Origin of the sequence: Virgibacillus senegalensis (assembly GCF_000821245.2) — a bacterium.
Classification (GTDB): Bacteria; Bacillota; Bacilli; order Bacillales; family Amphibacillaceae; genus Sediminibacillus; species Sediminibacillus senegalensis.
The window spans coordinates 645,700-672,107 of sequence record NZ_LN611425.1; the positions used below are offsets into that span (position 1 = coordinate 645,700).

Here is a 26,408-nt window from a genome sequence, read left to right on the forward strand (position 1 = left end):
AAGTTGATTTGTGGAGGAATGATTATGCAAATAAAGCATTTTTACAAGCAAGGTACGCATAAGGACGCACCCGTATTGTTATTGCTACACGGAACAGGAGGGACAGAAAAAGATCTGCTCCCTGTAGCAAATATGATTGATCCGGAAGCTTCTGTTTTAGGTGTCAAAGGAAATGTATCAGAAAATGGAATGGCCCGCTTTTTTCGTCGATTAAGAGAAGGAGTATTCGATGAAGAAGACCTGGTTGCTCGCACGGAAGAGTTATACGAATTTTTAAACGAGGCTGCTTCCACTTACCAATTCGACAGAAACAACGTTGTGGCTGTTGGTTATTCAAATGGAGCCAACATAGCCGGAAGCTTACTATTCCATTATGCTTCTTCGCTTGACAGAGCTATCTTATTCCATCCTATGGTTCCAAGGAGAGGGATCGAGCTTCCTAACTTAAATGGGACGGATGTTTTCATCGGCGCGGGAACCAATGATCCATTGATCAACAGTACGGAAACCGAGGAATTGGAACAACTGCTAACAGATGCTGGCGCACAAGTAACTGTTCATTGGGAAAACACGGGGCATCAATTATCGGAAAGAGAAGTATTACATGCTAAATCATGGTATAGTAAAGAGAGAAATTAGAGCAATTCGGGGGAGGTAAGCAGACATCATGGCTATTTCTCCTTTGGTTTCCTCCCAGCCATCTTCAAAGGGGGATTTTTATGGCTTACAAATTTCAGGGGATCGACCATGTCCAACTTGCTGCTCCTGAAGGAACAGAACAAGAAGCGAGAGAATTTTTTTCTTCCTTGTTAGGAATGAAGGAAATGGAGAAACCAGAAACGTTAAAGAAAAATGGCGGTGTATGGTTTCAGTGCGGGAATCAACAGCTCCACATCGGAATTGACCATTCGTTTAAGCCTGCCAGGAAAGCACATCCTGCTTTTTATGTAGAGGACTTGGACGGATTGAAGGCCAGTTTGGCTCGGAATCAAGTCACCGTGAAAGACGATGATCGTCTTCCTGGTTATAAGCGTTTTTATTTGGAAGATCCTTTTGGAAATCGTCTGGAGTTCTTAGAGAGAAAGAAGTAAACCGATGGAAAGAAAGGTGAAGAAAATGATTCATAAAAACTGGGAAAACAATGAAACAATCAAGCAAATTAAATGTATCCATAATGAAGCGGAAAAATTTGTAGTCGATAAGACACTTACTCCTGGAAAAGTTTACGATGTAAAAAATGAAACAGAAGAATTTTACTTCATTATTGATAACACAGATCGCATTGGCGGTTTTCACAAAGTATATTTTGAAGAGGTATAAGTAAAAAACTAACCGTTTGTCTACGGTTAGTTTTTTTGTAGGAAAAGGCGTCAATAAGGGAGAGCGGATAAAGTGTACAGATCAGAAGGGTCTATGAAATGCGGACTATACGGGTCCCGGACTCTTTTATCCAATGGAAGATCGGCCGAATTGACATATTGGCGCACGCTGTTTCCGTTTTATTGAATAGAATGAAACATCTATGGTGAAAATGTTCTATAAGAAAACTTGGGTATTTCTTTCATTACTACTTGTTTTTACTAATAAGTTGTCTGATAATAGAGATAATTCCCTTGGAGGAGATGGTTTGCATGAAAAGGCTATTTATGATCCGTCATTGTAGTGCAGAAGGGCAGCACAAGGATTCACCGTTAACAAAGGACGGTGTAAAACAGGCACAGGTTGTAGCTCAATTCTTACAAAATTATGGCTACCAATTGGATCGGATTATATCCAGTCCCTTTTTGCGGGCTGTCGAGAGTATCAAACCATATGCAGAACGAAATAAGCTGTCCATCGAAATAGACGAAAGACTGGAAGAACGCTTGCTTAGTGAAGAACCGATCGATGATTGGCTCGAGGTGTTGGAAGAATCATTCTCCGATAAAGATTTTAAGCTTCCGGGGGGAGAGTCATCAAATGACGCTAGTTCGCGTGCTGGCCAGTTGATCGATGAAATCATGGCTGATGATTCATGCGAGAACGTCGGTATTGTAACGCACGGCAATTTACTTGCTTTACTGTTGAACCATTACCAGGCGGATATTGGTTTCTCTCAATGGAAAGGGTTTACAAATCCTGATATGTATTTAATTCAAAAAACAGGCGGAGATTATATAGTGGAACGGATCTGGTCAGACGATGAACCAATAGTCAGCTAATCCTCGTAAGGTATCTGCATACCAGCAGCCCCTTTCCAAAGCTGCAGGGGGCTGTTCACGCTTCATGGAAGCAGCTGACCTTAAAGACCGTCTGTATGTCTTTCATTTTCTTCTGACTTTTCTCCGTTCTTATTGTTTTATTCTTTCTTGTGCTAATTCCCAATATATAATCGCACCGGCAAGGAGTGTCGGTAAAGGTAGAAAAATGAAAAAAGATGTAGTATACTCAAACAGAATGCTTTGCTGGTATTGTAATGGCCAAAAGCCTGTTTGGCATGCAGTCCTGTTAAGTATAATATAAATTGGTATAATAAATAATCTAGTGAGGCGGTTTGGCTTTTCTTTAACCACCTTTTTCTAGCGGGCAGGTCGATTTTAAGAAGGAGGAGATACACTTGGCATTTGTTATTACATCACCTTGTAAAACAGAAAAAGCTGGAGAATGCATGGAGGTTTGTCCAGTAGATTGTATAGAAGAAGGAAAAGATATGTTCTATATTGATCCGGATATTTGTATCGACTGCGGTGCTTGTGAAGCCGTATGTCCGGTTGAAGCCATCTATATGGAAGATGAAGTACCGGCAGAAGAAAATGAATATATTGCCTTGAACCGAAAATTTTTTGAAGAAAAATAACGAACAGGGCAAAATAATGATACTTAATAAAGCCGCTGAATTTTCAGCGGCTTTTCTTATATCGTCAACACTCTCTTTTCAATATCGGACTTCAAATGAGTGGTATCCTTTGTCTTCTTGACTTTTTTCAATGTCTAAATGATCTACACGGATGAAACGGTGAGGACCATTCCTTATCGTTTCAATGAATTGGTCAACCTGTGTATTTGTTCCTTCTGCTTCTAACGCTACATCGCCATTCGGAAGATTCTTCACCCATCCTTTCACTCCGATTTCCATTGCCTTCTGTTGGGCAGTAGCCCTGAATCCAACGCCTTGTACGGTTCCTTTTGCTATCATACGTACATGCACCATTTAACACACCTTTCCTATTCTTATCTATTCCCATTGCCCAGTTGAAAACGTTCCAAAACATGCTTTCTTTTCATTATATCGGGATCAGTGAGACAGTAAAATCATTGGATTTCAGCTGAAAAAGCCAATTAGTGGTTTATCTACCGCAAAGGCAGGAAAAACAAAAGGGAGCAGTTTTACTTGAGACAGAGGAGGATATAGGATGGAAGACAAAAAGATTGATTCCACCCTGTCATCGGAATCTTATTGGCAGGATACAGTCAGTTTACCGACTTTCCCTAGCCTGCAACATGATATAGAAACAGATATTGGCATTGTTGGAGGCGGTATTACAGGAATCACCACGGCTTATATGCTGGCAAAGGAAGGACTTCAGGTGGTCTTGCTGGAGGCAGGGAGCTTATTAAATGGAACAACAGGACATACAACAGCTAAGGTAACGGCACAGCACGGATTGATTTACGATGAGTTGATAAGACGATTTGATGCTTCTGCAGCTGCTGACTATTTTACATTTAATTCCTTAGCTATGGATTGGATTAAGCAGATGATTAAAGAAAAGCAGATTGCCTGTGATTTTAGCGAAGAGGATGCGTACCTTTTCACAAATTCTGATGAAGGTTTTGATTTGTTAATAAATGAAAAAAATGCTTATAAGCAAATCGGCATCGATCATGACTTTGTGGAGGAGCTTCCAATCGGTATCCCTGTCAAGGCAGCTCTGAGAATGAAACGGCAATATCAGTTCCATCCTTTGAAGTTCTTGAATAGTCTCCTGGAAGAGATGCTGACTCTCGGAGTGAAAATATTTGAACATACAACAGCAACCGCCGTCCGTCATAGTGAAAATCCGGCGATTCAGACAAAGGATGGGTACCAGGTATTCTGTTCTAAAGTGGTGGAAGCCTCTCACTTTCCTTTTACAGATGCCCGAGGAGGATTTTCATCTAGGATGTATCCGGAACGCTCCTATGTAGCGGCTGTCCGCACCCAAAAAACGTATCCGGGTGGAATGTATGCAAGTGTTGACCTTCCGTCCAGATCGATTCGTTATGCACCCTCTCAGGAAGGTGAACTGTGGTTAATCGGAGGAGAATCACACAAAACAGGAAAGGGTGGAAACACAGAGAAACATTATCAAGCATTGATCGACTACTCCCAGGATCATTTTGATATGGAGGAAGTACGATATCGATGGTCTTCGCAAGATTTAACCACATTGGACAAGTTGCCATACATCGGTCCAATTTCTGATAAGCAGTCGAACATCATCGTAGCTACCGGTTTTCGAAAGTGGGGGATGACCCTTGCAGCTGGAGCTGCACATCTTATCGCCGATACGATAATGGAAAGGCCGAATTTGTTCGCAGAATTGTTTGCCCCCAACCGTTTTCATGCCAAATCGCATGTTAAAGCTTACACGAAGTATAATACAGATTCTGCAAAGGAATTAATAAAAGGGAAGCTGGAAGGAACTACTATTGATGTGGAAGAAATTCCGCCCTTACACGCTAGTATCATAAGAGCGCATGGCCAACGTACCGGTGTTTATCGTGATCAAGAAGGATCTGTTCATATGATTGATACGACCTGCACTCACATGGGATGCGAAGTCAACTGGAACCAGGCAGAACAAACCTGGGACTGCCCATGTCATGGATCCAGATTTTCGGCACTCGGTGAAGTTATCGAAGGTCCGGCTAAAATACCATTAAAACAAAAGGGGAATGAATAGACTATTGTTCGTCAGGAGTTACGGCTCATTAAAAGAGAACCCTACACTGATACAGTAAGAAAACCATGATAAAATAGTATGTATTTGTTTATTGTGGAAAACATTGTAATATTTATAAAAAGAATATGAGAATATAGGCTTGAATAAAGGTTTATATTTCTCTTGTGCTAAGTTATGTTTTATAATGATGGTTAGTCATGTAATGAATTTGTAATGTAACAGGAGGGGAACTATGAGAATTATAGTAGCAGGTGGTGACGGCTTCTGTGGCTGGCCGACTGCCTTATATCTTTCGAAACAAGGTCACGAAGTAACAATTGTTGATAACTTGGTAAGAAGAAAAATAGACGAAGAGTTGCACTCCAATTCCGTAACCCCAATTGCAACTTTGGAAGAGCGGGTGGCAAAATGGAAGGAGCTCACCGGCAAAGAGATCAAAACGTATATCGGGGATTTAAATCATTATGACTTTTTATCGGAAGTATTTAGACAAACACAGCCAGAGGCTTTCGTTCATTTTGCGGAACAGCGCTCAGCTCCTTATTCCATGATCGACAGAGAACATGCTGTGTACACGCAGTCAAACAACGTAATCGGTAACTTGAATGTATTGTTTGCAATTAAGGAGTTTGCCCCAGAATGTCACCTGATTAAACTTGGTACAATGGGAGAATACGGTACACCGAACATTGACATTGAAGAAGGATATCTGGAAATCGAACATAATGGAAGAAAGGATAAGCTTCCTTATCCGAAACAACCGGGTTCGTTTTATCATCTTTCTAAAGTGCATGATAGTCACAATATCATGTTTGCCTGTAAAATATGGGGCATCCGGGCAACAGACTTGAACCAAGGTGTCGTTTATGGACTACATACAGAGGAAACGGAAATGGATCCTATTCTCGCTAATCGGTTCGATTATGATGGAGTTTATGGAACAGCTCTAAACCGTTTTATCATTCAAGCAGCAACAGGACATGACTTGACTGTTTATGGAACCGGTGGACAAACCCGCGCCTTTTTAAATATAAAGGATACGGTGAGATGCATTGAGATTGCAGCGGATAACCCTGCAGATAAAGGAGAGTTCCGTGTCTTCAATCAGTTCACTGAATACTTCTCCGTTCAGGATTTAGCGGAAAAAGTTCAAAAAGTAGCGCGAGAATCTGGCATGAATCCAGAAATTTCCCACCTTGAAAATCCTAGGGTTGAATTAGAAGAACATTATTATCATGCTGTTAATACCAGGCTGCGCGATTTAGGGCTGGAGCCGAATTTACTGACAGATGACGTCATTAATGGAATCTTGACTGCGGCGCTTCATTATAAAGACCGAGTTATCAAAGAAAACGTACTACCATCAATTTCTTGGAAATAGACAAAGGAGCTTCACCTTGAAAATAGCAATCATTACAGAAACCTTTTTACCATCCACTGATGGCGTGGTTACAAGGCTGACAGAGGCAATTAAATACTTGCGCAAACTGAACCACGAAGTAGTAGTGATAGCGCCTGATTTGGGAGTGTACGAGTATAAAGGAGCAGTGGTGGAGGGTGTTAAAACCACCACTATGCCTTTTTACCGTTATCGTCCCTTTTCACTGCCGCAAAAAAAGGTAAAAAGAATACTGGAAAAGCACCAGCCAGATTTAGTCCATGTTGTCAATCCGGCGCTTGTGGGTGCAGCAGGGGTCCACTATGCTGAAAAGTTAGGATTTCCACTAATTGCTTCGTATCATACACATGTACCGAAATACTTGGATTATTACAAATTGTACCGTCCATTGAAGCCGATTTTTTGGAGTTACTTCAGGAGACTGCACAACAAAGCTGAATTAAACCTGTGCACTTCAGTAACCATTCAAAAAGAGTTGCAGGAGAAAGATTTTTTCAACGTGCATGTATGGAAGAGAGGGGTGGATATAGAAAAATACCATCCTGATCATTATAGTGAGACGATGCGCAGCCGATTGACGAATAACCAGGGAGACAAAAAACTATTATTGTTTGTCGGACGACTGGCGATTGAAAAAGAAATTCACAAGTTAAAACCGTTACTCGAAGCACGTGACGATATATGTCTGGCTATTGTAGGTGATGGACCTGCCCGAGAAGAGTTAGAGCAAGTATTCCAGGGAACAAATACATTATTCACCGGATTTATGCACGGTCAGGAGCTTGCAGAAGCATTTGCAAGCGCAGATGCGTTTGTATTTCCATCGATTACGGAAACGCTTGGATTGGTTATCCTGGAATCAATGGCTTCGGGATTGCCAGTAATTGCCGCAGAAAGTGGACCGACAATGGAACAAATCGATCATGGCAGGACTGGCTTATTGTTTGAAAACGAAAATACAGAAAGCATGGTTCAAACTTTAAACCATTTGGAAAAACCGGAAGTATTGAAGCAAATGAAAAAAGAAGCACGGCTGGAGGCTGAAAAATTCAGTTGGGTAAAGCCTTCACAGCAATTAATGCAATTCTACGAACAAACCATACAATTGCATCAAATTGGAACCATGTCATTAAGAGAATCACAGGAAGAGAATTTATAAAGATTTAATCCTTATAAATTGAAAAATACTTAAATGATGGTGACTCGAAAAATTTCCAATATCTCAATATCTCAAGAATACTTAACTTCTGGGATTTGAGATATTGATTTTTGTATGACTTCCTATAATATATATTATGTCTACTAGAATTTTTAAATAAAATTGATATTCTCTCTTTGCAAAATAAAAAACAATGACACCAAAAGTCATTGTTTTAAAATATCCCCTCGTTTACAATTGTTTTCTTCTTTCTGCTAGTGCGTTTTTGTGAGTCTTGACTTTATCCTGTAGTAATGAAATATCCGTTTATTCCATTTGAAAGTGCTTATATTTTCTTTCTAAGTATAATCCTTTATCACGATACAACCAATCAGAGAATAATTTTATGGTTTTCCTTCCGCTTATATACACACGAAAATGGCTCATATAATTTTTTCATAAAGTTGTAGGAACCTCCTACAAAGCTCACAAAGTACTTTGAATAATTAACAAAACCATCCCCATCAAAATAGCCTCGTATGAAATGGTGCAAGAACTGTTCTGGTACTTCTGGAAATTCTAATATGGCGGATTTATTTGGTTGAAATCCGTGGATCTTCATTAAGTCATGTTTCAGTACTTTGCTGTTTAAATTCAAGACGTATACCCCTGTTTTTTCGTTCTTATAAAGTGGTTGGTTGGAGTTCATCTCCTTTTTAATCTTGTCCAAAATGGCAGGGTCTTTTTGAGAAAAACTTACTGTCTGTGTATCTTTCGGCAGATTTCCATCAGCGGCAAAAAAACCTAAAATATAGACCATGTTATCTGACCATGACTTGAAATAGTCCTCATTTAGAGAGTATTTTCGTTTCCAGCTCCCTCTCGGTCTCAACGGAACATCGTTTGCATGAAGAATCGTACTGACGTATCTTGCTGTTACATTGGCTGCTTTTCCTATTTCTGATGTGCTGTATCCCTCTTTATACATGGCGATAATTTCTTTTACCCCCAATAAACATTTACGATTCCCAGTCAAAACGTCAGCCTCCTCCTTTACGAAAAACACAAAATGAAAGCGGTATCAAAACGGTTTGCAGACAGTTATCCTCAATTCACCACTCCCTTTTCTACCTCGTATTTTCTTTCTATCTCCATTATACCAAACGTACGTTGTTGTACCAGCAAATAAAAAGCACCCAGGTCTATGGGTGCCTTTATTTTTCCTATATATTTTCAAAGAACAAGCGAATGACGTCCGCCCCTCCGATTACTGTTCCTAACGAGCTTCCGATATTGGCGAGAACGATAATCAGCAAAATTCTCGTGACCTTATTGTTCCAAAATCCTTTTACATGCAGCACATCGTCCGATAATGTCTCAAAATCGCCTACTTTTGGTTTTCGTATTAGTGCTTGCACGAACCCTGCAAACCAGCCGGCGGCAATCAATGGATTCAATGAAGTGATCGGTGCAGCCACGAACGCAGTTAAAATCGCGAGCGGGTGGCCAAGTGCCAGGGCTGTGCCTAACGCAGAAAAGGATCCGTTCCATAAGACCCAACTGATGGTTTGTTGGGCTCCAGCAGAAGGATTCGCAGCAAACGTATAGGCGATTAAAGCGATGATCAAGATAGGAATCGTCCAGCCAATTAGTTTTGGAAGTCTTGATTTAGGAGGCTGTTTGCTTAGCTGTTTTAAATCATGCTCGCGGTGTATCTCTTTTGTAATCCCTGGCACATGGGCTGCACCAAGGACAGCGACGATTTTTTTGCCGGGAGCTTCTTTAATTTTTTGGGATAGATATTGGTCGCGCTCATCTATCAATGGCTCTTTTAAACGCGGGAAATTCTCCGTAAAATCATTAAGCATAGAATCGAGCATATCCTGAGACTTCATCTTTTCTAGTTCTTCTTCAGTTATCGACTCATTGCTGAAAATACTATAAACAACTTGAAGCATCAACTTTGCTTTCCCAAAAAAACCAACGCCATGCCAAATCCGGGAAAATGTCGTTTGAATATTACGGTCTGCTAAAACAAGCTCCGCATCTATTTCTTTCGCAGATTGGATTCCCTGGATCATTTCCTGGCCAGCATTGATACCGAATTGTTTGGCCATCCGTTTTTGGAAGGAAGATATAGCTAAATTCATCAGGAGTAAGGTTGCTTTTTTCTCTTTTATAATACGAAAGATATCGGTATCCGCCCACTTGCTTCCTTCGCTGATCGATTGGTATCTTTGTTCATCCAGTTCAACGCAAACTGCGTCTGGCTGTTCTGCCTTGATTACTTCTTTTACTTGTTCAGCACTTTGTTTGGAGACATGGGCTGTTCCGATCAAAATGATTTCTTTGTCGTTCACTTGGATTCTAGTAATGTTTTGTTCTTCCATAAAGTACCTTCCTTTACGAGACTTCAACTATAACATGCTCTATTTGAATAATTAGAGCTTAAAGATGCTACTGAATACCTCCTATTATAAACGTTTTTGAAAGGAAGGAAAACATTATTTCCATTTTCGCTTCTTACGGCCTTTAATAGAAAGAAAAACACGCAAGGATTGTTCTCCTTGCGTGTTGAAAACGGGTACCCAATTAAAAAGGCCCCCAGTTAATCATGACACCAATGGACAGCATGATGATGGCGATGACCACCCAGGCAATAAATAACGGAAAAATAAATCGGAGCCACTTTGTCCATGGTACACCGGCGACGGCAAGACTGGCCATCAAAATACCGGAAGTCGGAAAGATGCTATTCGTCAATCCGTCTCCGAATTGAAATGCTTGTACAGCAACCTGCCTGGTCACCCCAACCATGTCAGCCAGTGGAGCAAGCATCGGCATGGAAATCATCGCCTGTCCACTTCCGGAGTTTACTAAAAAGTTAAGCAAGGCACTGGAGATAAACATCCCAATCGCAGCGAGAACGGAAGGGAGGTTTTCCAAAGGCACAGCTAATGCTTGTACAATTGTATCAAGGACTTGCCCATCCTCAAGTACGACAATGACTGCTCTGGCCAACCCGACAACTAAGGCCCCGTACACAAGCTTTTGTGTTCCTTGTAAAAAAGTAACTGCAATTGTGTTATAGTGCATACCTGCTATAATACCGGAGCCGATTCCAATCAAGACAAAAAATGCAGCCATATGATTGATCGTCCAGCCTAATTGAATCGAAGCATATACAAAAAATAGCAATCCTAATCCTACAAAACCCAGAAGAAGTTTATGGCGGAGCGTGAAATCTTCCGAAATGCCTTCATATTCCTCGCTATCGTTGTACACCCCTATGATACTTTTAGAAGGATCATTCATAATCTTCTTTGCATATTGCCAAGTGTACCAAATTGTCAGGCTCAAAATGATAACAAAAACAATAATTCGGAATATTGCTCCTGAAAACAGTGGTAAATCTGCTATATCCTGTGCAATTCCTACCGTATAAGGATTAATAAAACCGACATTGAATCCGGCAAAGTTGGCACCAAATGTGATAGCAACAGCAATGATAGGGTCTAATTTAAGTGTTTTGGCGATGATAACCCCGATTGCAACAAAAGCGATGACAGCATTGGCTACCGCCCCTACTGCTCCTCCAAGAGCAAACAATGTAGAAACAATAGCAATCATCCAGAATTCCTTGCCGCGAGTAACACGGACAGCGCTATTGATTGCGCCGCGCAATGCGCCGGAACGCTCAATAATTTCAAATGCTCCGCCAGTGAATAATACCATGAAAATGATATCTGCTGATTGAACCATGCCCATTTGAATGGCAGTGAAAATATCCATTGGACTCAGCCAGGATCCTTCTGTTTGTGAATAGGTTCCCGGTATGACCCTCTCTACCCCATCTACCGTTTCTCTCTCAAATGTCCCTGATGGGACTAAATAAGTAGCAAGTACTCCTGCTAATAAAACCAAAAATAAAATGACATATGTATCTGGCATTTCCCATCTTTTTTTCTTGTTGCTGGTTGTTTCTTCCTTTTTGCCCTCTGTTAATGCCATTACTTCTATAACCCCCATGTTGTTTATTTAGATGAAAGTAGAGAACTATTCCACCTTCCCTATCCAGATGCTAAAATGTGAGAATATTTTCATTTTTGCGTATATATTTACATAGTATAAAATTCTGAAAAAATAAAATCAACCATTTATATTTTTATCATGCAAAATAGAACAAAACCGACTACCAAGATAGTCGGTTTTGTTCAAGGTAAATCAACTGATGGCTACACCGGCACTTGCATAACCAGCAACAGTGCCCACCAGACTGATACCTGAAGCTGTTGCTGAAAAAACTAGTAGTAAACGGTCTCCTTCTGTTACAAGAGTATCTAATCCAGTCACAGATCCTCTGCTTATTTCGCCGATAGTTATCGGTGCTGTGATATCTGGACTTAACGTTACCAATGTTTCTGGTATCGGATCGAAAATGTTTGTCGCAGGATCAGGAGAACGGTACAACTGAGCATTAATGGTTATATCGCCTGTAAGGCCAACAGATGCAGTAGTGCTAAAGTAAGCTTCAATCGAAGTAATGGTTCCATCGCGTGGAACGGAAAAAGCAAAGTTTAGTATAGTCGCACCTGCTCCGGTTATATCGATTTGCCCACCATCTAATAGCTCTACGCCTGTGTTACTTGATCCAAATCCCACAAGGCTCGTCGTACCTGCCAATCCACCTAAAATGGTTGTCAGCACTACAGGCGCCCCAGAAGCAAAAGGTATAATTGCTCCGGCACCGGGGGCACCAGTTACACCAGCAGGTCCGGTTGCGCCAGTGGCACCTGTCACACCAGCGGCCCCGGTCGGTCCAGTTGCGCCCGTCACACCGGCAGGTCCGGTTGGTCCGGTTGGTCCGGTTGCGCCTGTCGCACCAGCGGGTCCGGTTGGTCCGGTCGGTCCGGTCGGTCCAACCACTGAATCTATAATTCTCGTGATAGCCGGCCTTCTAGTTCCCCTGAAAGAACATAAGGAACCTCCGGTTGGAAAACAAACTTCAGGAAAACAACCATCGGATAAGGAATTATTTGATCGTTTCATGATTTTCCTCCTTTCGGCTTTGTTTATACCGAAAAGGTTACTACTTCCTTGTCGGTACTTGGCCATATAATAGATATATTCCAGTATTTTAGAAGTGGTTGGTTGACTGTTCGTTTTTTGAAAAAAATTCCCGTAAATTGAGAAAGCTGAATCAATGCGTCTGACCTGATAATATGGTGGAATTTTTTAAAAGATGCAATAAGTGGATAAAGATTCATAGTGGATTATAGGATAAGCGGGATTCTTGTTTAAAATGGAGGAAAGTTAACTTTTCCTATACAAAGCCGTTTCCACGGTACAGGAAGACTATTATTTCTTACGTTCCTATGTTGGGACATAGGAATGAAAAAGATATAGTACTGTAACAATAGATGAAAAAGTGTGAGGTATAGTATAAAGAATGGTAGGCGTAAATCCATTATCTTCTACTACTTGCAGTGATTTGGGAAGAGGTTATATGAACCGGTTTTTTATATCTTAGGGCATAATGCCGTAAGGAAACCGAAAGCATATTCGGTTTCCCATTCTTTGATCTATTACGGTAAAGATACTGCAAATTCAATTCTCTTCTTTTTTTCTCTTTCTTCCGTTTTCCAATGGTAAATGCAAATGAATTCTGGAACCATTTCCTTCTTCAGATTCAACATTAATGAAGCCGTTGTGGGCTTGGACGATATCAAAACAAATCGGAATCCCCAGGCCAAGCCCGTTTTCCTTCGTTGTGAAAAAAGGAGTACCCAATCGTCCTACCTCTTCTGGCGTCATTCCTTTCCCTTCATCTTGAATCGTTATTTGACATTCTTTTTCTTCCGAATGAACTTGAAGACGAACAAGAAGTAGACCGCCTTCGGGCATCGCTTCAATAGCATTTTTGATAAAATTTATCATTACCTGCTTGATTTGCGACTCATCAATTGGGACAACTAGCTCGTTTTCCTGAGAATCGAACTCCATTTTTATTTTATTGAGACGGGCATTGCTGTTCATCAGTTCTACTGTATTACGGATTAGTTGTACGACGTCACTGTTGGTCTTGTGTAATTTAGTTGGTTTTCCAAGCAGGACAAATTGATTGACGAGACTTTTCATTCTTTCCAGCTCATCCGTAATAATTTGCAAGTATTTATTGTGTTCGTTACTCTGCCTTAAAAGCTGGACAAGTCCGATAATACTAGTCAACGGATTTCTGATTTCGTGGGCAAATCCTGCACCAAGTTTTCCTACGGCTGAGAGTTTCTCTGATTGAATCACTTGTTTTTGCAGTTCGTGATAGCTAGTCATATCTCGGAATTGGGCAAATGCACCAGATAACTGGTGGAAACTATCATATAGCGGGAGAATATCTACCAGACATATTCTGTCACGGTCATGTTGGTGGTCAAGAAGCAGTATTTCCTCATTCTCGATTTTCTCCTGTTCTCGCAGTACCTTCATTACATCTTCACCCAGGCCATCTATTCCATCTATGCCATGGTACATGGCCATTTCTCTTGGAATGCCGAGAATCTTTTCTGCTCCAGGATTGTATTCTATTATACCTCCCTGGTTATCTGTCATGATAATCCCTAAAGGTGTCGAATTAATTAATACCTGATTAAGCAAGTAAAGCCTGTGATTTTGTTCTTGTAAGCGAATCTCCCCTTCAATGGTATCCACTGCTGAGGATAACAGGCCTAAATGAAATTGATTGGCGTATTCTACGAATGTCATGATGGATACAGTCCCTGCAAGCTCATTGCTGTCCGTATAAGAAAAAGGAGCTGAGTAACAGGCAATTCCAGCTAGACAATCATGAAAATGGTCATTGCCGATAAGACCAATTGGCTCTTTATGCTTTAATGCTAGAGATATAGAATTTGTTCCTACATCTTCTTCCCGAAATTGAACGCCCGTAGTTATTCCCAGAGTATCTACCATTTGTTTAATGCCCGAATCCCCGAAGCTTTCAAGAACGTATCCCTCCGCGTCAGTGGTGACAATAAGTGTTGGTACACCATCCAAATACTCAATGGTTTTTTTCATGAATTCCTTCACGATCGATAAAGCTTTTTTATATGTAATCTGCTTTTGGTGCAGTTGTTCTCTTGTTAAGGCTACTTTTAAAAACGGGATTTCATCCGGTGACAACCCATATATATTTTTACATGCTTCTTTCGATTCCTGTATATATTGATAAAAATCTTTCATCATAATCCTCCTTCAAACCCTTCCAAGCCAACTTACTTTCTTCGACAATTTTCGAGAATCCTTATCCATGATAAGTGGTAATGAAGGAAATTGCTACCATTTTTCTGCTTTTTGTTTGATTTTTTTGGTGAAAGAGTTGTCTTCTGCTTCCTCGGAAAAACATATTTAAGAAAAATTAGTGACAAAAGTAGCGGCAGTACGCTTCAAAGTCTTTCATCAACCGTTTTCGCTTATTAGGGTACCATATTTATACAATTATGTGGGGACTTCTTCATGTATATACAGTATTATTATAAAAGCGGATTCCACTTCCCGATTAGTTCTGGAATTCTTCTTAAAAAAACAGGCACAAATCCGTTTGATTCATGCCTATTTTTTGTTCTATTTGGTGTAAAAATTTTAAAGCGTTTTTTTACTTTAGGTGTGTGTTTCCATCTTGCTGGTACACTTTGCCTTCTTTGATCAATTTCCCAAGCGCTCGTTTGAAAGCAGCTTTACTTATGTGGAATGTTTCCCGAATGATTTCCGGGTCGCTTTTATCACCCAGGCTCATCGAACCCCCGCTTTTCTCCAAATACTCCAATATGGCAGCGGCGTCATCCTTTATTCCTTCTTGTTTTAGAGGAAGCAAGGTAACATTGATTGTCCCATCGTCTTTCACATCGATGACACGACCTGTTACTGTTTCTCCAACTCTCGGCTCTTTTTTTCTTTCATTTGGGTGGATAAACCCTCGGAAGCCTTCCTCGGTAAGAATGAAAGAACCAGCTTTCGTCGAACGATAAACCCGTCCGATTACTTGTTTTTGCAAGTATTCAGAAGAAGCGGGTTCTAAGTCGGCTATGACGTCTGCTTCGCCGATGGGCTTAGCAAGCAATCGCCCTTTTTTATCCATAGCAAGACTTACAAACAAATTATCTCCATTTTTAGGCCAAACCTTTGTTAATAATGGCAGATCATCACTTGAAACAAGTATTTCCTTCGGGATACCAATGTCGACAAACACGCCAAGGTTCTCAACCACTTCCACGACACTAGCCCACCCGTACGAATCGATTCTGGCTTCAGGAATTGTTGTAGTTGCAAGAGCTCTTCCCTTTTTATCCTGGTAGACAAATACTTCTATTTCTTGTTGTGGTTGAAGCATTTTTTCCGTTTCCGGTAGTAACAAGGTTTCTTTTCCAATTCGCAGTAAAAAACCGTCTGTCACTTCTTGTGTAACTTCTGCTCGTTGAATGGAGCCTGGTTGTAGTTCTTTCATTGTGTTAACCTCTTTCTTTAACGGTAAATTATTAACTTTCATTATAACCGAGCTTGAAGCAAATAAAAAATAAAAGATGATCTGGTCTTTTTACTCGTCAAACAGGCATTTGTCCTTAAATATATCATCCTTATATCGCTCTAGCTTCTTATATCTAATTTTGATATTGGTTTTATCTCGATTTGAGATATATAATGAATGTAACAAAATGAAAAAGCTTTAGCAATCCAACTTAATCCTGAGGGGGATGGACTATGAGCCAACTGGTGAGAGAAAACTTAATGGAGCACTTATGGGATTTGACTTCCTTAAACAAAGATGACGTGTTAAAAATGACAGACGAAGAAGTCGAATACTATCACTGGCTCTATCTAGAAGAATCGGTTTACGATCTTATGTAATAACAGCATAAATGTACTGCCCGGCAGCTTGCAGATAATCGCAGGCTGCTTTTTAATTTCACTTTTTTTGGTTATGATAGACTCACCCCCGGTGATTGGTACCTTGGTAAAAATAAAAAAAGAGGTGCTTCATGAAAATTTTAGTTGATGCCGATGCTTGTCCTGTGAAGGATATAACCATCAAGACGGCAAAAATGTACTCGGTCCCTGTTTATCTGGTTAAGAGTTTTTCCCATTATTCTTCTCATGAACCTGTTGGAGTAGAAACAATTTACGTTGATACAGGTGCTGATTCGGTTGACTATCGGATTATGCAACTAGCTGCTAAGAACGACATTATTATTACACAAGATTATGGATTGGCAGCCCTTGCTTTGGGTAAAGGGTGTATTGCCCTCCATCATAAAGGCTTCTCTTATCGTTTAACAACGATCGATGAAATGCTGAATACACGTCACGCCAATGCCAAGGCCCGTAGAAGCGGTAAGCGTACAAAAGGCCCAAAGCCATTGACTGCAAAGGATAAAGAAAAATACCAAGCTTTGCTTGAGGAAGTATTGGGACAAAATCGTATCTTGTAATCATGGAGGAATGTACGGTTTGTTCCCTCCAGTCCCATATCCGAAAAAATTTAAAGAAACCCATGAATTTTTTTATCCTTCAGGACTCCGGATCGGTTGCATGGATAATCGGGTATATTAGCGATCGGTCATTATATGACGGCAAATCTTTTCCGTCTATTTGTTTGCATTGCAAACCAGGAAAAAATTTGCTATATTTTAAATACAATTTTATCTGCTTTACTTCAAATATGTTTTTTGGAGTGAGGATAGAGGTGCAAAGACCATTAGTAAGCATTCCGGAGGATGATGAGATCTTTTGATGGCTGCCGAAAGGGGAATTTGCCGAAGTGAGCGGAGACTCATCATTTCGCTTCACTGGATCTGTATTGAATAAATATAGATCTGTCATATAACGTTTCGTTATATGGAGGGCTATCTCACGCGCATCAGCAAGATATCATAGTGATGCAGCAGCGACGCCCTCGTTGCTGTTTTTTTGTGTGGTATTTTCATCATTCAAATTTTGCTTTATCTCTGGTGAGATAGCCTCTATTCTGCGTGGAGATTGGTTGTCCTACTGTTTAATGAAGTGTGATTATGGGACGCTTCCTCCGCCAATTAACTTGGTATTGCCTGGTTTGCTTTTAAAATCATGAATAGAGGTGTTGGAAATGGAATTTGGGCGTGTATTGACAGCAATGGTCACACCGTTTGACCAGGAAGGTTCTATCGATTTTCAAAAGACGGAACTGCTGATTAATCATTTAATTGCTAATGGTTCGGACGGATTAGTAGTAGCGGGGACGACAGGTGAATCCCCCACCCTTACGAAAGAAGAAAAGATCAACTTGCTGCGGTTTACAGTAAAGACCGTAAATAAGCGCGTGCCTGTGATAGCGGGAACCGGAACAAATAACACGCGGGAATCGATAGAGTTTACTCGACTAGCTGAGGCTGAAGGAATCGATGCAGCGATGCTGGTGACTCCTTATTATAACAAACCGAACCAGGAAGGAATGTACCAGCATTTTCGGACAATCGCCCAGACAACCGAACTGCCAATTATGCTTTATAATATTCCGGGCAGAAGCGCAACAGGAATGACACAGGAAACGATCATCAAACTTTCGGAGTTAGATAACATAGTGGCCGTCAAAGAAGCCAGCGGTAATCTTGATGACATGACTGCAATTATAAGTGGTACGAAAGAAGGCTTTCATTTATACAGTGGAGATGACGGATTGACGCTTCCTGCACTAGCGGTAGGCGGAACTGGCGTAGTTTCTGTAGCTTCTCATATTGTAGGAAACGAAATGAAAGAAATGATCGAGAGCTATTTACGCGGCGATATTTATAGAGCAGCTGTCCTCCATCAAACACTGCTTCCATTGATGAAATCGTTGTTTATGGCACCTAGTCCTGCTCCTGTCAAAGCTGCATTGTCATATTTAGGAATAGACACAGGCTATGTTCGCCTTCCAATCGTTCCTTTAACGGAAAGCGAAAAGCAATTATTATGGCAACAGCTTCGTTATTTTGACGGTGATCAGGCAGCAAATGCGTAACGCTTAACTGATAAAATCCCCTGTTATTTTACAAAACAGGGGATTTTTCTGCTTTTGGTTCTATTTTGTATTTTGCTTTATTTATTGATCGAGTAAAGTAATCTTCTATAATGCTTTCATCAGAGTGTGGAAGAGCTTTTCCTTTGACCATTTGACAGCCATTGATACATCCCCCGGTTAAAACGATTAAATCGCTTTCTTCTGCCAAACTTAGAGCAGCTGTAACTCCTTCTGCTCGTGTATAGGTGCGGGTAATTCGTCCATGTGGGGTACCGGAAAACCCGGACAGGACACCATCTACAATGTCCGCAGGTTTTTTATATCCGGGATGATCGACGGAGATAACATACTCGTCTGCCTGTCCATCGGCAGCTTCTCCCATTTTAGGAATTTTATTTTCATCCCTGATTCCTACCCCGGTCACCATCAAAATCAGTTTTCGATAATCGAGTTTTTTCACCTCCGCTAACAGCTTACGCAGAGCATCCGGGGTGTGCGCGTAATCAAACAGAACCCGATAGTTGCCTGGAGTCTCCACGAGCTGAAATCTCCCTTTTGGTCCCTTGATTTTTGGTAAAGCATCCAATATAGATTTAGCAGGAATTCCCATATGCATGGCGGTACAAATAGCAGCTAATAAATTGGAAATATTGTATTCGCCTATGACTGGCGTATGGACAAGGGATGATACTCCATTGATACTAAGTTGAAAGGCCGTCCCTTCTTTTCTTGTTCTTATATTCGCAGCAATTACATCGGCTTTTGGATGGTTGTCGATACTGTATGTGAATAAAGGACCTTGATACATCCTCAGAATATCTTTTGCCATTCCTTTATCATCCAAATTCACTACGGCTTTTTTTGCTTGCCGAAATAATTTTAATTTAGCTCGCTTATAGTTTTCAAAGGTTTTATGGAATTCAAGGTGTTCACTGGTTATGTTCGTGTGAACCCCTATATCGAACAAGATCCCTTCTACCCTCTTTTGCTCGATTGCAATAGACGTTACTTCCATTACAGCTGCTCTTTCCTTCATATAATGGAATTGGTGAAAGATTTGGTGGATTTCAGGTGCTTCCGGGGTTGTCGGGGTTGTTTGCTGGATTTTTAATGGACCAACTGATGATAATGTACCGACTGTACCGATAGAACCAGTTGAAATACCGATTTGATTAAGTAAAGAATAGATATACGCTACTACCGTTGTTTTACCATTGGTACCTGTAACCCCGATCGATGTTAAATTTTTATAGGCATGTTGATAAAAGGTAATCGATAATCTTGCCAACGCTGCTTTTGCATCTTTCACTACCACGAATGTCCGGTCCGGAAAGTTAGCTGCCATTGATGAAAGGATGGTATGGTCCGTACCGATTATTACAGAGGCCTCCTTATCCAAAGCATCTTTAATATAGGCATGTCCATCCTGGAGTTCTCCACGGATGCATACGAATGCAGTGTTTTTTTGGACATTTCGCGAGTCATAGCATATGGAACCTATATCTACCATAGATTGGCCATAAACTCGTTTGACAGTTAGTTGATTTTCATGGGTGAAATTTATAATCATCTTACACAACCCTTGTTTGAAATTGAGTAAATCATCATAAAAATTCTTTGCAGCTTGTTTGATTTTTACGATACCCGATATTGTTCTCGGTTACTCTTCCAAATCAAGGATAGAAATGAGGTATTTTAATTAATGGAAATTATCCCTGAGGGCTTTCTCCAGTAATTTAAGGCATCGTTCCAATTCTACTCTTAATTGGTGTTTATAAGCTTGAGCCATCTCTTTTCCTTCAGCGGTAAATTGATAATAGACAACTTCTTGGTAAGACGCCCCTTGCTTTATTTCTTTTTGCTGGTAAATGATCCCTTGTTCTATTAGATCATGTAGCGCTTTATATATTTCCGGGTGATTTGGTTTGTAGCCTAAATCACGGAATTCTTCTTTCAGTAAATCGCGGAGTTTCAAACCATATAAGTGTTTGTTTTCAATCAATGTAATCAAGTATAATTTTAGAAAGGCGCGTTGTTTAACTAAAAAACCACTTGATTGCCGTTCCATTTACACCAACTTCCTTTCGAATTCTTAGTGGATGATCGTAAGTATTTTATAGGATGATTTCTTGTATGGAGCGAGAGGATTAGTAGAATAGAATGTTTATTTAAAACATAGTTTAATTAAAACAATTGGGGTGTAAAAACGAGGGAGCCTTTCAGCTCCCCGTTTCCCCGTTCTCAAATCAACAGGTTGAATAAGTCCTGATCTTTATTAATTTCGATATAAGCAAACCCTTTTTTATTCATTCTGTCGATTAAAGGTTCATAATCCGTTTTGTCTTTTAATTCGATTCCGACAAGTACAGGTCCTTTATCCCGATTGTTTTTCTTTGTGTATTCAAATCTGGTGATGTCATCTGTTTCCCCTAATACATCTTCCATAAACTCTCTCAAAGCGCCGGCCCGTTGCGGAAAGTTCACAATAAAATAATGCTTGAACCCTTCATAAATCAAAGAACGTTCTTTGATTTCCTGCATCCGGTCAATATCGTTATTCCCTCCACTGATAATGCACACAATGTTTTTCCCTTTGATTTGATCTTTGTAAAAATCCAAGGCAGAAACAGGCAAAGCTCCGGCCGGTTCGGCAACAATTGCATTCTCATTGTACAAATCGACCAAAGTGGTGCTGATTTTTCCTTCCGGAACTATTACGATATCATCAATCACTTCTTTCCCGATCTCAAAAGTCAAATTGCCTACTTGTTTGACGCTGGCACCATCGACAAACTTATCGATTTTTTCTAAAGGATACACTTGGTTATGTTCAAGAGAAAGCTTCATTCCCGGTGCTCCCTCAGGCTCTACTCCTATCACTTGAGTGGCTGGACTTATATTTTTAATATAAGATCCTACTCCGGAGACTAAGCCGCCGCCTCCAACACCCATGAAAACGTGGGAGATGGGTTCATCGATCTCTTCCAAAACTTCCAGTCCAATTGTCCCTTGTCCTGTTATCGTTCGGTAATCATCAAAAGGATGGATAAAAGCCATATCATTGGCATCACAAAAAGCGATTGCATCTTTGTAGGAATCATCAAACGTATCCCCCGTTAAAACAATCTCTATAAACGGTCCCCCGAAAAAAGCTACCCTGTCCACTTTTTGACGAGGTGTAGTAGCGGGCATGAAAACTCTTCCTTTCACGCCCAGAGCTTTACAAGAATAAGCTACCCCTTGAGCATGATTCCCTGCACTAGCACAAACGACTCCGTTCTTCAATTCTTCATCAGTCAAACTTTGCATGAAGTTATAAGCTCCCCTGATTTTGAAAGAACGGACTACTTGCAAGTCCTCCCTTTTCAAATAAACATTGCATTGATATCGTTCGGATAAGATGGAATCTTTTTGCAATGGTGTTTTTACCACTACGTCTTTTAACATCTGATGAGCAATTATAATATCTTTTACTTCGATTGTATTTAGCTTTGTACTCATGCTCCACTTTTCCTTCCTGCTGAAAAAATTGTTAGCACAATACTACCATAAACAACAGAATTGTAAACATTATTTTTTATATTTTCGTAAAATTTAGACTAAACAAAAAAGCAGACAAACGAGCATGTCTGCTTTTTCCTGAGACATATTAAATCTCCGCTATTTTTGATTTTTCCCAAAGTATATAGCAGCCTAAATTCCGTTGACGATAAAAAATATAAGATAAACAAGCCTGATCAACCATAATTAGCATGACTGTGCTAGTTCGCTAAATCCTTGTATGTTTCACGAAGTGTCCGTTTCAACAACTTTCCACTAGGATTTTTCGGGAGTGTGTCGGCAAATTCGATGTACTTTGGAACTTTGTATTTAGACAATCTCTTTTTACAGAAACGAGCGATTTCTTCTTTTGTAATCTTACTACCTTGTTTTGGTACAATAATTGCCGTGACTGCTTCGATCCAATAGGGATCTGGTGTACCGATGACTGCTGCTTCAGAGACTCCTTCCAATTCATAAAGCGTCTCTTCCACTTCTCTACTGGAAACATTGACGCCTCCAGTGTTGATCATGTCCTTTTTTCGATCGATGATAGTAATGTAGCCTTCTTCATCCATGAAGCCGAGATCTCCGCTATGAAACCATCCTCCCCGGAAAGCTTCTGCTGTCTTTTCCGGATCATGTAAATAACCTTTCATGGCATGTGGTGTTCGGTGGACAATCTCTCCAATTTCGTTTCTCGGCACTTCTACATCCTTTTCATCGACTATCTTTGTTTCTACATGCAATACAGGTTTCCCCGCAGATCCAAGCTTCCACAGCTGGTCTTCCGGTTGGAGTGCGGCTGCCAGGGGAGCAACTTCCGTTTGCCCATAAAAATTCCAAAACCTTGCCTGCGGAAGTTTTTCTGTAAGTTCTTTCAAGATTTCACGTGGCATGATAGCTGCACCATAGTAACATTTTTTTAAGGAAGAAAGATCTCTTCGTTCAAAATCAGGATGTCTCAATAAAGCAATCCAGACCGTAGGAGGACAGAAAAGTTGCGTTGCCTTCTCCTTTTCTACCGTAGCCAGTATTGCTTCGGGTGTTGCCTGAGGAAGGATAATTCCTGTTGAACCGATGTAAATACTAGGTCCCAAAAAGACATGAAGCTGTGCACTATGGTATAAAGGCAATGCATGAATTGCAATGTCTGCCGCGTCCATTTGCCCTTCTATCACGCTGCTTACATATTCAGCGATCAAGTTTTTGTGTGTCAACATAACCCCTTTCGGTTTTGACTCTGTACCGCTAGTATAGAGAACATGTGCCAGGTCATCATCAAGTATTTCTGCCTCTACAGGAACAGGTTCCGTCGTTTTTTGCAGCTCACCAAGCGGTTTCCAATTTTCACGCACTTCCGTTCTATCGCTGCTATCCATTAAATATCTCCATGAGATAATGGATTCATTCCGAAGGGCAGCCTCATCGATGCTTGGTGCGTATGCCTCCGATGCCGCAACCCCTTCAATACCAGCATGCTGAAGGATATACTGGATGTCTTCCACATTCAGCATGTAATTGAGCGGAACCATCACTGCACCGATTCTTGCCAGGGCAAAATTCAATACCACAAAATCGAGACTGTTATTAGATAATACAGCCAGCATTGTTCCTTTTTGTATCCCGTCCTCCCTTAATCCACTCGCTGTCTGATTGACCAAGTCATCCAGTTCCTGGTAGGTAAGCCGTTTATCCTTATAAAGAATGGCTGGTTTATCAGGATATCTGCTCCTCGTTCGTACCAATAAATCAGATAACGTATTTCTTCGCGCACGTTCCAACAGATCGAAAACTTGCTTCCGTTCAGCCATTTCGTTTGCCATTGTGTTCGCTCCTTTCCCTCATTAAAAGATAAAATGAAAGGGTTTTCACTTATTATAATTTAAATTTTCGGAAATTCAATAATTAAAATAAGCAGAAGCCTATGCTTCTGCTTATTTTTTAGGAAGGTATAACTTCCAAATCTTTTTGGATATCAATTTTTATCTGGAATTTAGTAAATAATGCTTCTTCAAGCTGTCGGTAATATTGGTCACTAACAAAGCCTTTGGCACCTCTTAGAATTTCCGTTGCATAATGAATAGGCGGCGCAATTTCTTCGGACTTATCAATGACAATAAAGGTCAATACATTATGCAGCAGGTTCCCATTAATTTCGACCGAAATAAATGCTGGACGGTAATGTTTGCCATGAACTCCCTCACGGACAAACAAATAATCCAATGCATCTTTTTTCAATTCATATACTTTTCCTTCAACGAAATCGTCTGATTCGACCATGTCTGCCCTTCCGCCATCTTCTGCTGCCCGAGTGTATGCCAGACTGAAGTTTTCTGCTCTCCCACAACCCGTGACTTTTGTAAAATGGTTTGCTACACCTGCTGTTGAAAAGCGTTCCGCATCCATGCAGGAACCATAGGCAAAATAATAAAACGGATCATTCTGCAAATAAAGATGGCATTTCCAATCGCCGAATGCCACCGTTTCAAGTTCTGCCAATTTAAATGCTGCACTGATATAAACATATGCTTCCAATTCTCCGTTATCTGTATAGATGGTTTGGCGGACTCTTTCATATGCGTTTTTGTCGTCGTTTTGTTGGAAACCTTCCAATTGATCTAATTGCTTCAGAACTAAGCTGGATACTTGGTATACTTCCCCGTACACTCGATTGGCAGAGCTGAGTCCCATTACCGGATAACCATTCCCAGTATCATATAATACACCATCTGTCCAACTTTGCCTTGCCACACATATCGTATCTTTCAAAAACTTATGATTCGGTTCGTTTTCTCTCAAGGTACCATACACAAAAACGAGATGATTGTTAGACATCAAGACTCTCCCTAAATATATAAATTTAAAAATTATTATTTAATAATCATTATTACAACGGTGAATATTATAGCAATTAGCTGCTTATTTTTCAATATTATATTGGAGAAACTTGCCAAAGATGATATTTTTTATAATACTGCCTTTCTTGTCAAATTCAACGACTATTCTAATGTTGACTTCGGTTGATACGAGCGGTTTCTTTTCTCTTACAAATGAAGCTTCATCTGCTGTATTGAAACATGTTGTATTTAAAATACATCACTTGCCTATAATATTATTCGTTCTCGTTTTTGGGATGTTCCTCTGTAATTTCGGCTATGTTACTGGATTGCCAGCGTTGTGCAGTTTCTTCATCCACTTCATACGTTTTCCCCTCGCGGAATAGTTCTCCATGAAAAGCAGTTTGAACATTCATTTTTACATATACCATAATCCGATTACTCCTTTACATTTCATTTCTCCCTCTTCGAGTAAAAAAACAGAAGAAGAATTATTCTAAAACAAACGTGCTGTCATTCACCCACTTTACTTGGGGGAATTTTTGTAAGTCTTTAACCAGCTGGACAAGGGCGTTATCCTTCTGTTTTGCTTCAATCATACAGTCGACATGGTTGACTGTCCCGCTAACCTTTTGCGCAAACTCGAAGACCATATTCGGATCGACATAATCTGCGTGGTGACGAAAGTTCTGTTCATTTTTCGGACTGGAAAAGTGAACTTTCACCGGCAATCGAGAGTTCTTCCATGTCTCCAGGATTCTAGGCCAATCTGAAAACCAATCCAGTTCTTGGTGATTAGCAAAGTGATGATGTAAATCAAAAACAGATGGTACTCCAAGCTTTTCGGATAAATAAAGCACATCTTTTATGGTAAACGATTTATCATCATTTTCAAGCATAATCATTTGTTGCAGTTCTCCATTCATCCTCCCCCAATTATCTATAAAACGTTCAAGGGCTTTTTGTTTATCGCTGTATAACCCTCCTACGTGGAGAACGCACCGATGGCTAGTTGGGATTTTCATCCCGGTTAATAGCCGCTGATGATATCTTAATGTTTTGACAGACATTTTTATAATATCCTCCTTTGGACTATTGAGGACGACAAAATGATCTGGATGGAAATCAAGTCGCATTTTATTTTCCTTTGCATACCGCCCTAATGCGTCTAAGTCATCTTGTAATACCTGTAAGTAGTTCCAATCGGCTAGTTCCTGGTGAGTTGCAAGCGGAACTAGCCTGGAACTCAATCGAAAGAAGGAAATGTCGAGTGATTTATTATGTTTGAGCAGTCGCAGACAATTATGAATGTTGCTTTTGGCAATTCGTTCCAATTTACGTATGGCCGCTTCACGATCGACCAGTTGACAAAAGGATTTGTATGTCATTGTTTGAGAGGACGAACCATTTACCACCTGTTTACTCATGGCTACATATCCAAGCCTGAAGACAGTCATCTTCCTTCACTCCATTTGTTCGTTTTAATGTTAGTATGGTTATCGGATCATCGGTTTAGTCCAATCATTAGGTGATTTACATG

25 protein-coding genes and 1 riboswitch are annotated in these 26,408 nt (G+C 40.4%); of the genes, 11 read left to right on the plus strand and 14 right to left on the minus strand.

What is annotated here, in order from left to right; translation table 11 throughout:
- The first annotated feature begins 24 nt into the window (after positions 1 to 24).
- The 5 genes from BN1067_RS14065 (at position 25) to BN1067_RS14090 (ending at position 2,836) form a co-directional block, all read left to right on the plus strand.
- A complete protein-coding gene (locus BN1067_RS14065; RefSeq protein WP_053219480.1) occupies positions 25 to 639 on the plus strand; it encodes an alpha/beta hydrolase in 615 nt (204 codons plus the stop codon).
- Between the two features lie 80 nt (positions 640 to 719).
- Positions 720 to 1,091, plus strand: coding sequence for a VOC family protein (locus BN1067_RS14070; RefSeq protein WP_053219481.1), 372 nt, complete (start codon positions 720 to 722; stop codon positions 1,089 to 1,091).
- A gap of 25 nt (positions 1,092 to 1,116) precedes the next feature.
- Positions 1,117 to 1,320 (plus strand): DUF6501 family protein, encoded by a 204-nt coding sequence (locus BN1067_RS14075; protein ID WP_053219555.1) that lies wholly within the window; start codon positions 1,117 to 1,119, stop codon positions 1,318 to 1,320.
- Between the two features lie 311 nt (positions 1,321 to 1,631).
- Entirely contained in the window at positions 1,632 to 2,201 is a 570-nt protein-coding gene (locus tag BN1067_RS14080; RefSeq protein WP_053219482.1) for a histidine phosphatase family protein, read from the plus strand.
- A 395-nt stretch (positions 2,202 to 2,596) separates the two neighbouring features.
- The gene (locus BN1067_RS14090) at positions 2,597 to 2,836 is read left to right on the plus strand and encodes an indolepyruvate ferredoxin oxidoreductase subunit alpha (protein ID WP_053219484.1); all 240 of its coding nucleotides are present in this window, start codon (positions 2,597 to 2,599) and stop codon (positions 2,834 to 2,836) included.
- Between the two features lie 78 nt (positions 2,837 to 2,914).
- Here the strand turns inward: BN1067_RS14090 and BN1067_RS14095 are convergent, their stop codons facing one another.
- Entirely contained in the window at positions 2,915 to 3,190 is a 276-nt protein-coding gene (locus BN1067_RS14095; RefSeq protein ID WP_053219485.1) for an acylphosphatase, read from the minus strand.
- A 202-nt stretch (positions 3,191 to 3,392) separates the two neighbouring features.
- Between BN1067_RS14095 and BN1067_RS14100 the strand changes: the two genes are divergently transcribed.
- From BN1067_RS14100 to BN1067_RS14110, 3 genes are all read left to right on the plus strand, one after another.
- Positions 3,393 to 4,925: an FAD-dependent oxidoreductase gene (locus BN1067_RS14100; protein WP_053219486.1), complete on the plus strand. Its 1,533-nt coding sequence runs from the start codon at positions 3,393 to 3,395 to the stop codon at positions 4,923 to 4,925.
- Positions 4,926 to 5,157: 232 nt separating this feature from the next.
- The gene (locus tag BN1067_RS14105; protein WP_053219487.1) at positions 5,158 to 6,306 is read left to right on the plus strand and encodes an NAD-dependent epimerase/dehydratase family protein; all 1,149 of its coding nucleotides are present in this window, start codon (positions 5,158 to 5,160) and stop codon (positions 6,304 to 6,306) included.
- Positions 6,307 to 6,322: 16 nt separating this feature from the next.
- A complete protein-coding gene (locus BN1067_RS14110) occupies positions 6,323 to 7,483 on the plus strand; it encodes a glycosyltransferase family 4 protein (RefSeq protein WP_053219488.1) in 1,161 nt (386 codons plus the stop codon).
- 370 nt (positions 7,484 to 7,853) lie between these two features.
- Here BN1067_RS14110 and BN1067_RS14115 read toward each other — a convergent pair whose 3' ends face one another.
- The 6 genes from BN1067_RS14115 to BN1067_RS14140 all read right to left on the minus strand — a co-directional run bounded on the left by BN1067_RS14115 (position 7,854) and on the right by BN1067_RS14140 (position 15,959).
- Positions 7,854 to 8,498, minus strand: coding sequence for a helix-turn-helix domain-containing protein (locus tag BN1067_RS14115; RefSeq protein WP_407701372.1), 645 nt, complete (start codon positions 8,496 to 8,498; stop codon positions 7,854 to 7,856).
- 187 nt (positions 8,499 to 8,685) lie between these two features.
- Entirely contained in the window at positions 8,686 to 9,852 is a 1,167-nt protein-coding gene (locus tag BN1067_RS14120; RefSeq protein WP_053219489.1) for a TraB/GumN family protein, read from the minus strand.
- A gap of 202 nt (positions 9,853 to 10,054) precedes the next feature.
- Positions 10,055 to 11,473, minus strand: a complete 1,419-nt coding sequence (locus BN1067_RS14125; RefSeq protein ID WP_053219490.1) for a YfcC family protein — start codon at positions 11,471 to 11,473, stop codon at positions 10,055 to 10,057.
- 213 nt (positions 11,474 to 11,686) lie between these two features.
- Positions 11,687 to 12,511, minus strand: a complete 825-nt coding sequence (locus BN1067_RS14130) for an exosporium glycoprotein BclB-related protein (protein ID WP_324777901.1) — start codon at positions 12,509 to 12,511, stop codon at positions 11,687 to 11,689.
- Positions 12,512 to 13,069: 558 nt separating this feature from the next.
- Positions 13,070 to 14,698 (minus strand): ATP-binding protein, encoded by a 1,629-nt coding sequence (locus BN1067_RS14135; protein ID WP_053219491.1) that lies wholly within the window; start codon positions 14,696 to 14,698, stop codon positions 13,070 to 13,072.
- Positions 14,699 to 15,110: 412 nt separating this feature from the next.
- On the minus strand, positions 15,111 to 15,959 hold the full coding sequence (locus BN1067_RS14140; protein ID WP_053219492.1) for a CvfB family protein: 849 nt from the start codon (positions 15,957 to 15,959) through the stop codon (positions 15,111 to 15,113).
- A 254-nt stretch (positions 15,960 to 16,213) separates the two neighbouring features.
- Here BN1067_RS14140 and BN1067_RS14145 point away from each other — a divergent pair, with 254 nt between their 5' ends.
- The 3 genes from BN1067_RS14145 (at position 16,214) to dapA (ending at position 18,488) form a co-directional block, all read left to right on the plus strand.
- The gene (locus tag BN1067_RS14145; protein ID WP_110943502.1) at positions 16,214 to 16,360 is read left to right on the plus strand and encodes a BH0509 family protein; all 147 of its coding nucleotides are present in this window, start codon (positions 16,214 to 16,216) and stop codon (positions 16,358 to 16,360) included.
- 131 nt (positions 16,361 to 16,491) lie between these two features.
- On the plus strand, positions 16,492 to 16,941 hold the full coding sequence (locus tag BN1067_RS14150; protein WP_053219493.1) for a YaiI/YqxD family protein: 450 nt from the start codon (positions 16,492 to 16,494) through the stop codon (positions 16,939 to 16,941).
- 241 nt (positions 16,942 to 17,182) lie between these two features.
- A riboswitch (Lysine riboswitch) is annotated at positions 17,183 to 17,366 on the plus strand.
- 228 nt (positions 17,367 to 17,594) lie between these two features.
- Positions 17,595 to 18,488: a 4-hydroxy-tetrahydrodipicolinate synthase gene (gene dapA, locus BN1067_RS14160; RefSeq protein ID WP_053219495.1), complete on the plus strand. Its 894-nt coding sequence runs from the start codon at positions 17,595 to 17,597 to the stop codon at positions 18,486 to 18,488.
- Positions 18,489 to 18,516: 28 nt separating this feature from the next.
- Here dapA and BN1067_RS14165 read toward each other — a convergent pair whose 3' ends face one another.
- The 7 genes from BN1067_RS14165 to uvsE form a co-directional block, all read right to left on the minus strand.
- A complete protein-coding gene (locus BN1067_RS14165) occupies positions 18,517 to 20,058 on the minus strand; it encodes a UDP-N-acetylmuramoyl-L-alanyl-D-glutamate--2,6-diaminopimelate ligase (RefSeq protein WP_053219496.1) in 1,542 nt (513 codons plus the stop codon).
- A 129-nt stretch (positions 20,059 to 20,187) separates the two neighbouring features.
- Complete coding sequence (locus tag BN1067_RS14170; protein WP_053219497.1) at positions 20,188 to 20,556, minus strand: helix-turn-helix transcriptional regulator; 369 nt, start codon at positions 20,554 to 20,556, stop codon at positions 20,188 to 20,190.
- A gap of 173 nt (positions 20,557 to 20,729) precedes the next feature.
- Positions 20,730 to 21,989, minus strand: a complete 1,260-nt coding sequence (gene ilvA / locus BN1067_RS14175; protein WP_053219498.1) for a threonine ammonia-lyase IlvA — start codon at positions 21,987 to 21,989, stop codon at positions 20,730 to 20,732.
- A gap of 260 nt (positions 21,990 to 22,249) precedes the next feature.
- Positions 22,250 to 23,854, minus strand: a complete 1,605-nt coding sequence (locus BN1067_RS14180) for an acyl-CoA synthetase (RefSeq protein ID WP_234400704.1) — start codon at positions 23,852 to 23,854, stop codon at positions 22,250 to 22,252.
- A gap of 118 nt (positions 23,855 to 23,972) precedes the next feature.
- Positions 23,973 to 24,866, minus strand: a complete 894-nt coding sequence (locus BN1067_RS14185) for a gamma-glutamylcyclotransferase (protein WP_053219499.1) — start codon at positions 24,864 to 24,866, stop codon at positions 23,973 to 23,975.
- 277 nt (positions 24,867 to 25,143) lie between these two features.
- Positions 25,144 to 25,299, minus strand: coding sequence for a hypothetical protein (locus tag BN1067_RS19915; protein ID WP_199868533.1), 156 nt, complete (start codon positions 25,297 to 25,299; stop codon positions 25,144 to 25,146).
- A gap of 60 nt (positions 25,300 to 25,359) precedes the next feature.
- Positions 25,360 to 26,325 carry a UV DNA damage repair endonuclease UvsE gene (uvsE, locus tag BN1067_RS14190; protein WP_053219500.1) on the minus strand — a complete coding sequence of 322 codons (966 nt, stop codon included), beginning with the start codon at positions 26,323 to 26,325 and terminating at the stop codon, positions 25,360 to 25,362.
- Positions 26,326 to 26,408: the final 83 nt, after the last annotated feature.